Here is a 13,459-nt window from a genome sequence, read left to right as displayed (position 1 = left end):
GGCCCGCACCGGCCCCGGGTCGGAAGTGTGCGCGTTTCGTCACAACCGGCGCATCGACCGCAACCCCAGGAACCCCACACGGTGGCGGGTTCGTCCCTGACTCAGTACGGCCGTTCCGTGATCGCCTAGGGTCGTGGTCCGGTACGGCGGAACCAGCAGCACGTGAGGACGAGGGAATGGCGCAGGCGGACGACATGACGGAGACGGGGAACGGCACCGCGGAAGAGCGGCGCGCCGGATCCCGGGTCCGCTCGGTGGTCGACCGCTGGCGGCGCGACCCGGGGATCTGGCGGCGCGGCACGGTGGTCTCGGTGTCGGCGCTGCTGCTCGCGCTCCTGATGGTGCTGCACCGCCACATCCCCAACGACATCGGCAACACGGGCAGCCTCATCGAGACGTTCCTGCCCTGGTTCGGCCTCTTCGTCCCGGTCCTCGCGGGCCTGGCCCTGCTGCGCCGCTCCGCCACCGCCCTCATCGCGGTCCTCGTCCCGGCGATCGTGTGGGCGAACCTCTTCGGCGGCCTCGTCACCGACAAGAACGGCCCCGGCGGGGACCTCACGGTCGTCACCCACAATGTCAACGCCGACAACCCCGACCCCGAGGGCACGGCCCGCGCCGTCGCCGGGTCCGGGGCGGACGTGCTGGCCCTGGTGGAGCTCAAGCCCGGCATGGTCCCGGTGTACGAGGCGGCGCTCGCCGACGCCTACCCGCACCACTCCGTGCGCGGCACGGTCGGTGTGTGGAGCCGGTACCCCCTGGGCGACAGCCGGCCGGTCGACATCCGCATGGGCTGGACCCGCGCGATGCGCACCACCGTCGCCGCCCCGGACGGACCGGTCGCCGTGTACGTCGCCCACCTGCCGTCCGTGCGGGTCAAGCTGAAGGCCGGCTTCACCGCCAACCAGCGCGACCGCAGCGCCGACCAGCTCGGCCAGGCCATCGCCCAGGAGCCCGAGCGCCGCGTCATCCTCCTCGGCGACCTCAACGGCACCATGAACGACCGCTCGCTCAACGCGGTCACCTCGCAGCTGCGCTCCACCCAGGGGGCGGCCGGCGACGGCATGGGCTTCAGCTGGCCGGCGGCGTTCCCGATGGCCCGCATCGACCAGATCCTCGTCCGCGGCGTCGAACCGGTCGCCTCCTGGTCCCTGCCCCGCACGGACAGCGACCACCTGCCCATCGCCGCCCGGGTCACCTTCTGACGCCCGGGCGTGGGGAGCGCGGCACGCGGGGAGCGGCGGAGCGCCCCCGGCCCGGGGACGGCGGTGGCCCCCGGCCGGCGGACGGCGGCGGCTCCCGGCGCGGGGACGGCGGCGGACCCCCTCCCTCGAACCCGGCGGGCACCCCCCTTGCGGGGCGTGCGGGCCGCGCCGATCATGGATCCATGACGCCGCCGCGCCCCCGCCGGACCGCCCGGCTCCGGTGCGTGGCCGTCCTCCTCGTCCTCGGGGCCCTGACCTACAGCGCCTGGCTCGCCGAACTTCCGCTGCACACGGGCCTGGACCCGGTGCAGTCGTACGTCAGCGAACTCGCCGCCACCGACCAGCCCCTGGGCACCGTCTTCCGCACCACCGACCTGGTCGCCGGCGTGCTGCTGCTCGCCGCCGCGCTGCTGGCCCTGACGGCGGTCGAGCGCCGCTTCTGGGCGGTGGCAGGCTGGGCGGCCCTCGCGGTGTTCGGGGCCGCCACCGCCGCCGACTCGCGGCTGCCGCTCAGCTGCGCGCCCACTGTCGACGCCGCGTGCGTCGCCCGCGAGGACGCCGGCCTGGTCCCGGCCACGCACACCGCGCACGCCGTGAGTTCCACGCTCGCCATGGCCGGCGCCGTCACGGCGGTCGTCGCGCTCACCGTCGCGGCCCGCCGCTACGGCTGGTGGCCGCTCCTCGCCCGTACCGGCCCGCTCCTCGTCCCCCTCGTACTCGCCGCGACGGCCTGGACGCTCGCGGCGGTCGCGGCGTTCGAGGCCGAGCGGGGCCACTGGGCGCTGGGCGCCGGCCAGCGGCTGCAGCTGCTGCTGCTCGCCGTCTGGCTGCTCCTGCTGGCCCGGGCCCTGCCGTGGCGGCCCACCGCCGACCGGGAGCGGCCCGGCCGGGCGGAGGGGGCCGGCGACCGGGAGCGGCCCGGGCAGGCGGACGGGGCCGGCGGGGCCCGACCCACCCACCGGGACGAGGTGGCGGAGCGAGGGCGGCGGGTCGAGCCCCCCGAGCGGCGGGCGGAGCGCGCGGGATGAGCGGAGCCCCGCCGGGGAGCCGCTTCGTCCGCGTCGGCGGAGTGCCCCACCACGTGACCGTCACCGGCAGCGGACCGGTGTGCGTGCTGAGCGCCGGGCTCGCGCTGTGCTGGTTCGACTGGGACCCGGTGGTGCCGCTGCTCGCCCCGCACCGCACGGTCGTCCGGTTCGACCGGCCGGGGCACGGGCTGAGCGGCCCCGCCGCGGCGGCCCCCACCGCTCGCGGCGAGGCCGCGCGGATCGCCGCCCTCCTGGACGCGCTCGGCCTGGCCGGGGAGCCCGCCACCGTCGTCGGCCACTCCCTCGCCGGCTTCCACACCGAGGCGTTCGCCCGGCTGCACCCGGCGCGGACGGCGGGGCTGGTCCTGGTCGACTCGTCCGTCGAGGAGGCCCCCCGACCCCCGCGCGCCCCGGCGCTGCGCACCGCCGCGGCGCTCGCCGCCGGTACGGCCCTGGCCGCCGTGGGCGTACCGGCCGCGCTCGGCCCGGCCGCCCGCCGCGCGGCGGTCCGCCTCTCCCGCGCCGGCCACGCGCCGGACCCGGCACCCGCCGAGCCGGTACGCCGCTGCTACCGCACCCGCCGGGTGCTGCGCGGCGCGCTGCTGGAGAACGCGCACTACACGGCGGTCGCCGCCGAACTGGCGGCGGTGCGCGCGCGGTGCCCGCTGCCCGCCGCGCTGCCCGTCGCGGTACTCGCCGCGCCCGGTTCGCCGCGGGCGGACGACCGCTGGACGGCCCGTCAGCGCGGCCTCGCCCGCGCCCTGGACACCCGCCTCACCGTCGTCCGGGACGCGGGCCACCTGATGATGCTGGACCGCCCCGACGCGGTCGCCGCGGCGGTCCTGCACCGCTGAGGGTCGCGTCCCGCCGAGCCGTCGTCCCGTACCGCCGAGCCGTCCCGTACCGCCGCGGCGCGAGCGGGGGCACCTCGGAGGAGGCGGCGCGGCCGGCCGCGGCCGCCCTGCGGGTGCGCGCCCGCCCCGCCCCACCGCCCTGAGCGCGGGCGGTGGGGCGGGGCGAGCGGGCTCGGGGTCAGGCGCGGGCGTACACGCCCTGGGCGAACTCCGCGACCTTGTCGTCGGGCAGGTGCCGGGCGAGGTCCGCCTCGCTGATGATGCCGACGAGCCGCTTGTTCTCGATGACCGGCAGCCGCTTGATCCGGTGGCCCTGCATCTCGCGCAGCACCTCGTCCACGTCCGCCCGCGCGTCGATCCAGCGCGGCGTGCCCTCCGCGACGTCGCCGCACGTGACACGCGACGGGTCGTGGCCCGCCGCCACGCACTTGAGGACGATGTCGCGGTCCGTGACGATGCCGCAGAGCCGCTCGTTCTCGTCCGCGATGGGCAGCGCGCCGACGTCGTGCTCGCGCATCAGCTGCGCGGCGCGGTCGAGGGTCTCGTGGGAGGGGATCCAGTGGGCCCCGGGGTGCATGATGTCTCGGGCGGTGGTCATGAGGGTGCGTACCTCCGTGGAACGGCGTGCGTCGTCTCCCCGAGCACCTCCATTCTGGACGCGGCCCCCCGGCCCCGCGACCGGGCGCGGGCCGCACGGGGCCTCACTCGCCGCGCGTCACCCGCAGCGCGAGCAGCGCCACGTCGTCGGCGACCCGGCCCGTGTACGACGACAGGTCGCGCCACACCGCGCGCACCAGTGCCACCGGGTCGAGGTCCGGCACGATCCGTTCCGCCAGCGGGTAGAACACCCCGTCCGCGTCCCGCGCCTCCGTCACCCCGTCCGTGTGCGCGAGCAGCACGCACGACGGGTCCAGCGGTACCGTCGCCGTCCCCGGCGCCCGGAAGTCGGCCAGGCCCAGGCCGAGCGGCGGGCCCGACTCCATCGCCACCTCCCGCACGCCGCCCTCCGTCACCAGCAGCGGCGGCGGATGGCCGCAGCTCAGCACCCGCGCCGCGACCTCCCCGCCCTCCCCGTCCCCGCCGGGGCAGCCGCCGTCGCCCGGCAGCTCGACCAGGACGGCCGTCGCGAACAGCTCCGACTTCTCCTGCCGCGCCGAGTCCACCACCAGCCGGCGGTCCAGCCGGGCGGCCACCCCCGACAGCTCCGGCTCGTCCAGCACCGCCTCGCGGAAGGTGCCGAGCAGCGCCGCGACCGTGGCGACCGCCGACAACCCGTGCCCCTGCACGTCCGCCACCACCGCCCGCACCCCGTACGGCCCGCTCTGCACGTCGTACAGGTCGCCGCCCACCAGCGCGGTGCGCTCCGCGGCCCGGTACAGCGCACCGCACCGCACCCGCCCGACCCGTGGCGGCAGCGGCGGAAGCACCGCGAACTGCGCGGCCTCCGCGACCGTCCGCACCGACACCAGCTGCGCGTCGCGCCGGGCCCGCACCCACGCCAGGAACGCGCTCACCGCCCCGATCAGCGCGAACGCCAGCACGTCACCGCTCGTCACGTGCGCGGCCCGCACCTCCGGCACCAACAGCAGCCCCGTCATCACCGCCGACACCAGGGACGTCCCCCACACCCCGTACACCAGCGACGTCAGCGGCGCCACGACGGCGAAGGCGAACCCCATCTGCACCGTCTCCGGCGTGGCCAGCTGGGCCAACAGCACCGCCGCCAGCAGCAGCCACGGCATCAGGCGCAGCCAGCCGGGAGGCCGGGCGCCGGGCAGTACGGCAGCGGCACGGTCCATGGCCCCAGTCTGCGCGCACCCGCCGCCACCCGCCTCCACGCCACCTGACGTTACGCACGCCACACCGGGCCAGGCACTATGGGTTCGCAACGCGCACGAAACCGTGTGGTGGCATGCTGGCCCTGATCAGCGAGGATGGGTGTGGAAATGGACAAGCAGCAGGAATTCGTGCTCCGAACGCTCGAGGAGCGCGACATCCGCTTCGTGCGCCTGTGGTTCACCGACGTGCTCGGCTTCCTCAAGTCGGTCGCGGTGGCCCCCGCCGAACTGGAGCAGGCCTTCGACGAGGGCATCGGCTTCGACGGATCCGCCATCGAGGGCTTCGCGCGCGTCTACGAGTCCGACATGATCGCCAAGCCGGACCCGGGCACCTTCCAGATCCTGCCGTGGCGGGCCGAGGCCCCCGGCACGGCCCGGATGTTCTGCGACATCCTCATGCCCGACGGCTCCCCGTCGTTCGCCGACCCCCGCTACGTCCTCAAGCGCATCCTCGCCAAGACCTCCGACCTGGGCTTCACCTTCTACACCCACCCGGAGATCGAGTTCTTCCTGCTGAAGGACAAGCCCGTCGACGGCACCCGCCCGACCCCCGCCGACAGCTCCGGCTACTTCGACCACACCCCGCAGAACGTCGGCATGGACTTCCGCCGCCAGGCCATCACCATGCTGGAGTCGATGGGCATCTCGGTGGAGTTCTCCCACCACGAGGGCGCCCCCGGCCAGCAGGAGATCGACCTGCGCTACGCCGACGCCCTGTCCACCGCCGACAACATCATGACGTTCCGCCTGGTCATGAAGCAGGTGGCGCTGGAGCAGGGCGTGCAGGCGACGTTCATGCCCAAGCCGTTCTCGGAGTACCCCGGCTCCGGCATGCACACCCACCTCTCCCTCTTCGAGGGCGACCGCAACGCCTTCTACGAGTCCGGCGCCGAGTACCAGCTCTCCAAGGTCGGCCGCTCCTTCATCGCCGGCCTGCTGCGCCACGCGGCGGAGATCTCCGCCGTCACCAACCAGTGGGTCAACTCCTACAAGCGCATCTGGGGCGGCTCCACCCGCACCGCCGGCTCCGGCGGCGAGGCGCCCTCGTACATCTGCTGGGGCCACAACAACCGCTCCGCGCTGATCCGCGTCCCCATGTACAAGCCCGGAAAGACCGGCTCCTCCCGGGTGGAGGTCCGCTCGATCGACTCCGGCGCCAACCCGTACCTCACCTACGCCGTCCTCCTCGCCGCGGGCCTGAAGGGCATCGAGGAGGGCTACGAGCTCCCGGCCGGCGCCGACGACGACGTGTGGGCCCTGTCCGACGCCGAACGCCGCGCGATGGGCATCGAACCCCTCCCGCAGAACCTCGGCGAGGCCATCTCCCTGATGGAGCGCAGCGAACTGGTCGCGGAGACCCTCGGCGAGCACGTCTTCGACTTCTTCCTGCGCAACAAGAAGCAGGAGTGGGAGGAGTACCGCTCCGAGGTCACCGCCTTCGAGCTCCGCAAGAACCTGCCGGTGCTGTAAGCGGACGGTACGCGCCTCCGTCCCGGTACGCGCCCCGTCCGGTACGCGCCCCGTCCGGTACGCGCCCCGCCCGGTACGCGCCGCCGTCCGGTGCGGGCGCGTACCGGACGGACGGCCCCGGCGGTTACCGGTCGGCGAGTTCCGAGGGGACCTCCTGGACCGCCCAGCCGTTGCCGTCCGGGTCGTGGAAGAAGAGCCACGCGTTCCACGTGCCGCCCTTGCCCTCCGACCAGCCGCCCGGGCCCAGGTGTTGTACGGCGCTGACCTCTACGCCCCGGGACACGAGCTGTTCGCGGGCCGCCTCGATGTCGACCACGCACAGCTGCAGGCCGTGCACCGTGCCCGGGGCCGGGCGGTGCTGCTCGGGGGCCGGGGGCATGCCGCTGTGGAGGGCGATCGAGCAGCGTGAGCCCGGCGGGGTCAGCTGGATGACGCGCACCCCCGGGGCGACCTCCGTGTCCACGTCGACGTGGAAGCCGCACCGGTCGGCGTAGAACTCCTTGGCCCGGTCGAGGTCCGAGACGGGCAGGTTGACCACTTCCAATGTCCAGTTCATGGACCGATTCTGGTCGGCCCGCCCGTGGCCGTCCACAGCAGCCGGCCGTCGAGCCCCACGACCGCCACCCCGTCGGCCACCCCCGCCGGGGCGCCGGCGAAGAGCGGCCCCGCAGTGCGCCACGCCCCGCCCCGGGCGTTCGGGGCCGTGGCCAGGCCGCCCGCGCGGCCGCGTGCGGCGAGCCGCCCGCCCTCGGCGCTGACCGCCCCGTACCCGCCGGAGCCCGGTACGTCCCGGACCGCCGACGGCCGGCCGGAGCCCGCCGCGAAGCGGGCCACGCGCACGTCGCCGGAGTCGGGCCTGCGGAACCACAGCCCCACCCCCTCGCCGTCCGGCGCGGCGCCCAGCGCGACCGTCGTCGCCGGCAGCCCCGTCGCCACCGGCCCGGTGGGCGTCCCGCCCAGGGCGCCCCGCGTCCAGGCCAGCACCGAGTCGGCCGTGGCGGCGAAGACGTACCCGCGGCCGGCGGCGTCCGCCACCGCCACGGGGTCGCCGTGCACCCCGCTCCCGCCGGCGACCGCCCACCCCGACCAGTCGCCGCCCGCCGTACCGGAGGTCACCGCCAGCCGGTGGCGCGCGTCCCGCACGAACACCGACAGGGCGCCGGCGCGGTCCACGAGCACGGCCGGGCGGCTGATGTCGGACGTGCCCGCCGCGTCGTCGGGCTCGGGCGTGCCCAGCGACCGCCACGGCCCGAACGGCCCGCCCGGCGCGCCCTGGACGACGTACCCGACCTCACGGCGGTACGGGTCGAGCCGGGTGCGCGTGCCGAAGGCGGCGACGCGGCCGTCGGGCAGCGCCACCGTCGTCACGGACCCGTCGAGCCCGCCGTCCGGCAGCAGCAGGGGCCCCGTCCAGGCGGCGCCGACGGGCTTGCGCCACACCGCCAGCCGCCCGTCCAGCACGCCGAACGCGTACAGCGTGCCGTCGCCGCCGCGCCGCAGCCAGGAGGTGGACTCGCCGCGCGTGTACCGGATCGACTGCGCCCAGTCGCGCCCGGCCGGCCGGGCCGCCACCTTGCGGTCGCCGCACCCCGCCGGGTCCCCGCAGTGGTCCTCCAGGTCCAGCCAGGCGTAGGTCTCCAGCGACCGCAGCTTCTCCCGCGCCGTCGCCGGGTCGAGGCTGTGCGGCAGACCGCCCGTCGCGTACCCCAGGTACGTCTGCACGCCGGTCGCCGGATGCCCCGGCGTGCGCGCGTACCGCTCCAGCGCTGCCTGGGCGAACCGCGCGCCGTACATGTGGTCCTGGTGGTCGGAGAGCGCGCCGTCCCCGTCCCGGACGCCCGGCGTCGGGTCCAGGGTCCGTACGAACGTCGGCCGGAACCGCTCCAGCAGCCCCGCCACCGTCGCGACGACCTCGTCCTTCGTGTACGCGAAGCCGTCACGCACCGGCGAACCGGCCGCGAGCTGCGACCCGAGCTCCGGTACGCGCCCGTCCCACAGTCCGCGCAGGCTCTCCGGGCGGTCGCCCGCGACGCTGCCCGCCTCACGCAGCTGCACCCACACCAGGCTGACGCCCGGCCGCGCGCGCAGCGTGTCCAGCTCGGCGCGGGCCCCGCCCGCGGTGGTGATCGAGGTGCGGTCCCAGGGGCTGGTGCGGTTGCCGGTGGCCATCTCCGCGTACGCCGCGCGGATGCCGTTCTGCCGGGCCTCCGCGTACGCCGCCTTGTCGGCGGGCGGCTGCGGGTCCTGGCGACGGGCGTTGCGGCCGTCGGACTCGCCGGCGGTCAGGTACACGGAGGTGAGGCTGCGGCTGGCGGCGATGGTGCGGGCGGTGTCGGGGTTCATGAAGAACAGGTCGTCGTCGGGGTGGGACACGATCTGCATCACCGCGCCGCCGTCCGTCCGGACCGGCTTGACCGCCACCTCCTCCGGTACGCCCCGGCTCGGGACGTCCGACGCGGTCGAGGCGCCGCCCGCCAGCAGCAGCGCCCCGGACGTGACCCCGGCCAGGACGGCCAGGGAGCCGGCGGCCAGGGCGGCCCGGCGGGGGAGGAGGCGGACGGGACGCGACACGCTGGTGCCTTTCGGGAGGTCGAGGAGGGAACCGGGGGAGAAGAGGGGGAATGCGGGCAAGCGGTTCATCCCGGCCGGTGTGCGCTGCCTCACGCCCGCGCCCACCGGCCACGGCCCCCGGCGGGCGCTCCCGGGCGCCCCCTGCGGCCCGCCGTCCCCGGCGGTCCCCCTCGCGGACCGCCGCCCGCCGCCCTCACCGCCCGCGACCCCCGCGGCCCGCGGCTCACGGACCGGGGCCCACCGCCCCGCCGCCCACCACCCCGGCCCACCGCCCCGCTCCGCCGCTCACGACCTCGGCCCGCCGCCCCGCGTCCCGCCCCCACCACCCCGGCGTACCGCCGTCCACGTAGCGCGCGTGACGTGGGCCGATAGGCTCGACCGGAGCGTGGTGCGAGCGGAGGGAGTGGCCGACATGACGACGGCGCCGGGGCGTAGGAGCAGTACCTTCACGCGGCTGCTGCGGCACGGCTTCATCGACGCGTCCGCCGCCGAGCGGCTGCTCGACGTGCCGGCCCTGGCCCCGGTCCGCTCCGACCCGGTCCTCCTGGACGCCCTCGGCGCGACCGCCGACCCCGACCTGGCCCTGCGCGGGCTGGTCCGGCTCGCCGAGGCGCAGCCGGGCGGGGCGCAGGAGCTGCTGTCCACACTGGTCGCCGCGAAGCCGCTGCGGGACCGGCTGCTCCGGGTGCTCGGCGCATCCGAGGCGCTCGGCGACCACCTGGCGCGCCACCCCCTGGACTGGCGGGCCCTCGTCACGTACGAGCCGGCCGACCTCCACCCGGGCGTCGCCGAGTTCGAGCGGGACCTGGCGGACGCCACCGACCCGGTGTCGCTGCGCGTCGCGTACCGACGCTGCCTGCTGGCCATAGCGGCACGTGACGTGTGCGGCACCACGGACGTCGCCGAGACCGCCGCCGAGCTGGCCGACCTGGCGACGGCGACCCTCCGCGCGGCGCTGGGCATCGCGCGGGCGGCGGCGCCCGACGACGCCGCGCGGTGCCGCCTCGCCGTCATCGCCATGGGCAAGTGCGGCGGCCACGAGCTGAACTACGTCTCCGACGTGGACGTGATCTTCGTGGGGGAGGCCGCCGAGGGCGGCGACGAGCGGGAGGCGCTCCAGGCGGCCACGCGCCTCGCCTCCCACCTGATGCGGATCTGCTCGGAGACCACCGTCGAGGGCGCGATCTGGCCCGTCGACGCCAACCTCCGACCCGAGGGCCGCAACGGCCCCCTCGTGCGGACGCTCTCCAGCCACGTCGCCTACTACCAGCGGTGGGCGAAGACGTGGGAGTTCCAGGCGCTGCTCAAGGCCCGCCCGGTCGCCGGCGACGCGGAGCTGGGCGCCGCCTACCTGGAGGCGCTGTCACCGATGGTGTGGCAGGCCGCCGAGCGGGAGAACTTCGTCGCCGACGTGCAGAAGATGCGCCGCCGCGTCGTGGACAACATCCCGCCGGCCCAGATCGACCGCGAGCTGAAGCTCGGGCCGGGCGGCCTGCGCGACGTCGAGTTCGCCGTGCAGCTCCTCCAGCTCGTCCACGGCCGCAGCGACGCCACGCTCCGCAGCGGCAAGACCCTCGACGCGCTCGCGGCCCTTGCCGCCGGCGGGTACGTGGGACGGGTGGACGCCGCGCAGCTCGACGACGCGTACCGCTTCCTGCGCACCATGGAGCACCGCATCCAGCTGTACCGGCTGCGCCGCACGCACCTGGTGCCGGAGGGCGACGAGGACTTGCGCCGGCTGGGCCGCTCACTGGGCCTGCGCACGGACCCGATCGCGGAGCTGAACCGCGAGTGGCGGCGGCACGCGTCCGTCGTGCGCCGCCTGCACGAGAAGCTGTTCTACCGGCCGCTGCTGGACGCCGTCGCGCAGCTCGCCCCGGGGGAGATCCGGCTGCGCCCCGAGGCGGCGGGCGAACGCCTGGAGGCGCTCGGCTACGCCGACCCGGCGGCCGCCCTGCGCCACCTGGAGGCCCTGTCGTCCGGCGTGACCCGCAAGGCCGCCATCCAGCGCACCCTGCTGCCCGTCCTCCTCGGCTGGTTCGCCGACTCGGCCGACCCCGACGCGGGCCTCCTCGGCTTCCGCAAGGTGTCGGACGCGCTCGGCAAGACCCCCTGGTACCTGCGGCTGCTGCGGGACGAGGGAGCGGCGGCGGAGAACCTGGCCCGTGTCCTGTCCGCCGGCCGCCTCGCCCCTGACCTGCTGCTGCGCGCGCCGGAAGCGGTGGCGATCCTGGGCGCCCCCGAGGGGCTGGAACCGCGCGGCCGCGGCCACCTGGAGCCGGAGGTCCTCGCGGCGGTCGGTCGGGCGGACGGCGCCGAGCAGGCCGTCGCGGCCGCCCGCGGGGTGCGCCGCAGGGAGCTGTTCCGTACCGCAGCCGCCGACATCGTCGCCTCGTACGGCACCGAGGAGGTCCCGGCCGACGCGGACGCCGGCGCGCTGGTCGACCGGGTCGGGCAGGCCCTCACCGACCTCACCGCCGTGACCATCGCGGGCGCGGTGCGCGCCGCCGTGCGCGCCGAGTGGGGCGACGAGCTGCCGACGCGTTTCGCGGTGATCGGCATGGGCCGGTTCGGCGGCCACGAGCTGGGCTACGGCTCCGACGCCGACGTGCTGTTCGTGCACGAGCCGCGCGAGGGCGTCGACGAGCAGGAGGCGGCCCGCGCCGCGAACCGGGTCGTCGCCGAGATGCGCCGGCTGCTGCAACTGCCCACCGCCGACCCGCCCCTGCTCATCGACGCGGACCTGCGGCCGGAGGGCCGCAGCGGGCCGATGGTGCGCACCCTGAAGTCCTACGAGGCGTACTACCGGCGCTGGTCGCTGGGGTGGGAGAGCCAGGCGCTGCTGCGGGCCGAGCCGATGGCCGGCGACGCCGACCTGGGGCGCCGCTTCGTCGAGCTCGTCGATCCGCTGAGGTACCCGGCGAAGGGCCTGGACGAGGCGGCGGTACGGGAGATCCGCCGGCTGAAGGCGCGGATGGAGAACGAGCGCCTGCCCCGGGGCGCCGACCGCACCCTCCACACCAAGCTGGGCCGCGGCGGCCTGTCGGACGTGGAGTGGACGGTGCAGCTGCTGCAGATGCGGCACGCCCACGAGGTCCCCGGCCTGCGCACGACCCGGACGCGCCCCGCGCTCGCCGCGGCCCGCGAGGCGGGGCTGATCAGCGAGCGGTACGCGGCGACGCTGGAGGAGGCGTGGGTGCTGGCGACCCGCGTGCGCAACGGCGTGATGCTGGTGCGCGGCCGGGCCGGCGACACCTTCCCCTCGGACGCGCGGGAGCTGGGGGCCGTCGCCCGGTACCTGGGCTACGGACCGGGGCACGTCGGCGAGATGGTCGACGACTACCGGCGGACGACGCGCCGGGCCCGGGCCGTGGTGGACGAGTTGTTCTACGGGGCGTGAGCCGCGCCGACGGCCGGGGCGGGCCCCGGGTCCACGACGGTCGCTCCCGGGGCCGTGGCCGCCCCCGCGGCGGCGTCGGGAGCCACGGCGGCGTCCGGGGCCGCCACGGCGCCGAGAGCGGTCACGGGGACGCCCGCGGCGTGGACCCCCACGGTCGGCTCGGACACGACGGGCCCGGACACGACGGGCTCGGCCGCGACCGGCCCGGACGCGGCCGGCTCGGGTACGCCGTCGGCCGGGGCGGGCACACCGGCTCCGCGCCCGGGGCGGGGGCCGGCGTACCGGGGCAGCCGGTGCGGCAGCGCCCCGTACCAGGCGGAGACCACGGCCAGGCCGAAGCCGACGCACAGCAGGCCGCCCACGGCGTCCATCCAGAAGTGGTTGGCGGTCGCGACGATGACGACGAGCGTGGCCGTCGGGTACAGCAGGCCCAGGATCCGCGCCCAGGGCGCCTTGGCGAGGGCGAAGATCGCCAGCCCGCACCAGAGGGACCAGCCGATGTGCATCGACGGCATCGCCGCGTACTGGTTCGACATGTTCTTCAGGTCACCCGAGGCCATCGAGCCCCAGGTGTGGTGGACGAGCACCGTGTCGATGAAGTTCTCGCCCTCCATCAGCCGCGGCGGCGCGAGCGGGTACAGGTAGTAACCGAGCAGGGCGACGGCGGTGGTGGAGAACAGCACCATGCGGATCGCCGCGTAACGGCCCGGGTGCCGGCGGTAGAGCCAGACCAGCACACCGATGGTCACGGCGAAGTGGAGCGTCGCGTAGTAGTAGTTCATCGAGACGATCAGCCAGTCGACCGAGTCCGCCGCGTGGTTGACCGTCTTCTCGAAGGCCAGGCCCAGGCTGTGCTCGACGCGCCAGATCCAGTCGGCGTTGCGCAGGGCCTGCGCTTTCTGCTCCGGTACCGCGTTGCGAATGAGCGAGTACACACCGTAACTGACCGCGATGAGCAGGATTTCGAACCAGATGCGAGGGTGCCGCGGGGACCGCAGCCGCTGCCACGCGGCCCGGCCCTCCGCCGAACGGCCTGGCATCGTGGTCAAAGTCCTGTCAGTCATGGGCCATGAGTCTGCCAGAAAGGTCCTTCAGG

General features: G+C 75.8%; 10 protein-coding genes. 5 read left to right on the top strand and 5 right to left on the bottom strand.

Annotation, left to right across the window (positions count from 1 at the left end; translation table 11 throughout):
- The first annotated feature begins 254 nt into the window (after positions 1–254).
- The 3 genes from NRO40_RS07775 to NRO40_RS07765 all read left to right on the top strand — a co-directional run bounded on the left by NRO40_RS07775 (position 255) and on the right by NRO40_RS07765 (position 3,084).
- Positions 255–1,202: an endonuclease/exonuclease/phosphatase family protein gene (locus NRO40_RS07775; protein ID WP_408057079.1), complete on the top strand. Its 948-nt coding sequence runs from the start codon at positions 255–257 to the stop codon at positions 1,200–1,202.
- A 182-nt stretch (positions 1,203–1,384) separates the two neighbouring features.
- Positions 1,385–2,230, top strand: coding sequence for a DUF998 domain-containing protein (locus NRO40_RS07770; RefSeq protein ID WP_107115212.1), 846 nt, complete (start codon positions 1,385–1,387; stop codon positions 2,228–2,230).
- Complete coding sequence (locus NRO40_RS07765) at positions 2,227–3,084, top strand: alpha/beta fold hydrolase (protein ID WP_058944458.1); 858 nt, start codon at positions 2,227–2,229, stop codon at positions 3,082–3,084. Before NRO40_RS07770 ends, NRO40_RS07765 begins: the two co-directional genes overlap by 4 nt.
- A 178-nt stretch (positions 3,085–3,262) precedes the next feature.
- On the opposite strand, the gene NRO40_RS07760 is transcribed toward NRO40_RS07765, so the two are convergent.
- Both NRO40_RS07760 and NRO40_RS07755 read right to left on the bottom strand, forming a co-directional pair.
- On the bottom strand, positions 3,263–3,682 hold the full coding sequence (locus tag NRO40_RS07760; RefSeq protein ID WP_058944459.1) for a CBS domain-containing protein: 420 nt from the start codon (positions 3,680–3,682) through the stop codon (positions 3,263–3,265).
- A 103-nt stretch (positions 3,683–3,785) separates the two neighbouring features.
- Positions 3,786–4,883, bottom strand: coding sequence for a PP2C family protein-serine/threonine phosphatase (locus tag NRO40_RS07755; protein WP_058944460.1), 1,098 nt, complete (start codon positions 4,881–4,883; stop codon positions 3,786–3,788).
- A 147-nt stretch (positions 4,884–5,030) separates the two neighbouring features.
- On the opposite strand from NRO40_RS07755, the gene NRO40_RS07750 reads away from it, so the two are divergent.
- On the top strand, positions 5,031–6,392 hold the full coding sequence (locus tag NRO40_RS07750; RefSeq protein ID WP_058944461.1) for a glutamine synthetase family protein: 1,362 nt from the start codon (positions 5,031–5,033) through the stop codon (positions 6,390–6,392).
- Between the two features lie 124 nt (positions 6,393–6,516).
- Here NRO40_RS07750 and NRO40_RS07745 read toward each other — a convergent pair whose 3' ends face one another.
- Together NRO40_RS07745 and NRO40_RS07740 are read right to left on the bottom strand one after the other, a co-directional pair.
- Positions 6,517–6,948 carry a VOC family protein gene (locus NRO40_RS07745; protein ID WP_058944462.1) on the bottom strand — a complete coding sequence of 144 codons (432 nt, stop codon included), beginning with the start codon at positions 6,946–6,948 and terminating at the stop codon, positions 6,517–6,519.
- The gene (locus NRO40_RS07740) at positions 6,945–9,023 is read right to left on the bottom strand and encodes a PIG-L family deacetylase (RefSeq protein ID WP_257375358.1); all 2,079 of its coding nucleotides are present in this window, start codon (positions 9,021–9,023) and stop codon (positions 6,945–6,947) included. The genes NRO40_RS07745 and NRO40_RS07740 overlap by 4 nt, the downstream gene beginning before the upstream one ends.
- Before the next feature lie 352 nt (positions 9,024–9,375).
- Here NRO40_RS07740 and NRO40_RS07735 point away from each other — a divergent pair, with 352 nt between their 5' ends.
- A complete protein-coding gene (locus NRO40_RS07735; RefSeq protein ID WP_058944466.1) occupies positions 9,376–12,363 on the top strand; it encodes a bifunctional [glutamine synthetase] adenylyltransferase/[glutamine synthetase]-adenylyl-L-tyrosine phosphorylase in 2,988 nt (995 codons plus the stop codon).
- Here NRO40_RS07735 and NRO40_RS07730 read toward each other — a convergent pair.
- Positions 12,351–13,403 carry a phosphatase PAP2 family protein gene (locus NRO40_RS07730; protein WP_107115213.1) on the bottom strand — a complete coding sequence of 351 codons (1,053 nt, stop codon included), beginning with the start codon at positions 13,401–13,403 and terminating at the stop codon, positions 12,351–12,353. The genes NRO40_RS07735 and NRO40_RS07730 overlap by 13 nt on opposite strands.
- Between the last annotated feature and the right edge of the window lie 56 nt (positions 13,404–13,459).

The sequence above is a fragment of the Streptomyces changanensis genome (genome assembly GCF_024600715.1).
Lineage (GTDB): Bacteria > Actinomycetota > Actinomycetes > Streptomycetales > Streptomycetaceae > Streptomyces > Streptomyces changanensis.
The sequence above is the reverse complement of the archived record's forward strand: the minus strand, read 5'-3'. Positions and strand labels throughout refer to the sequence as shown.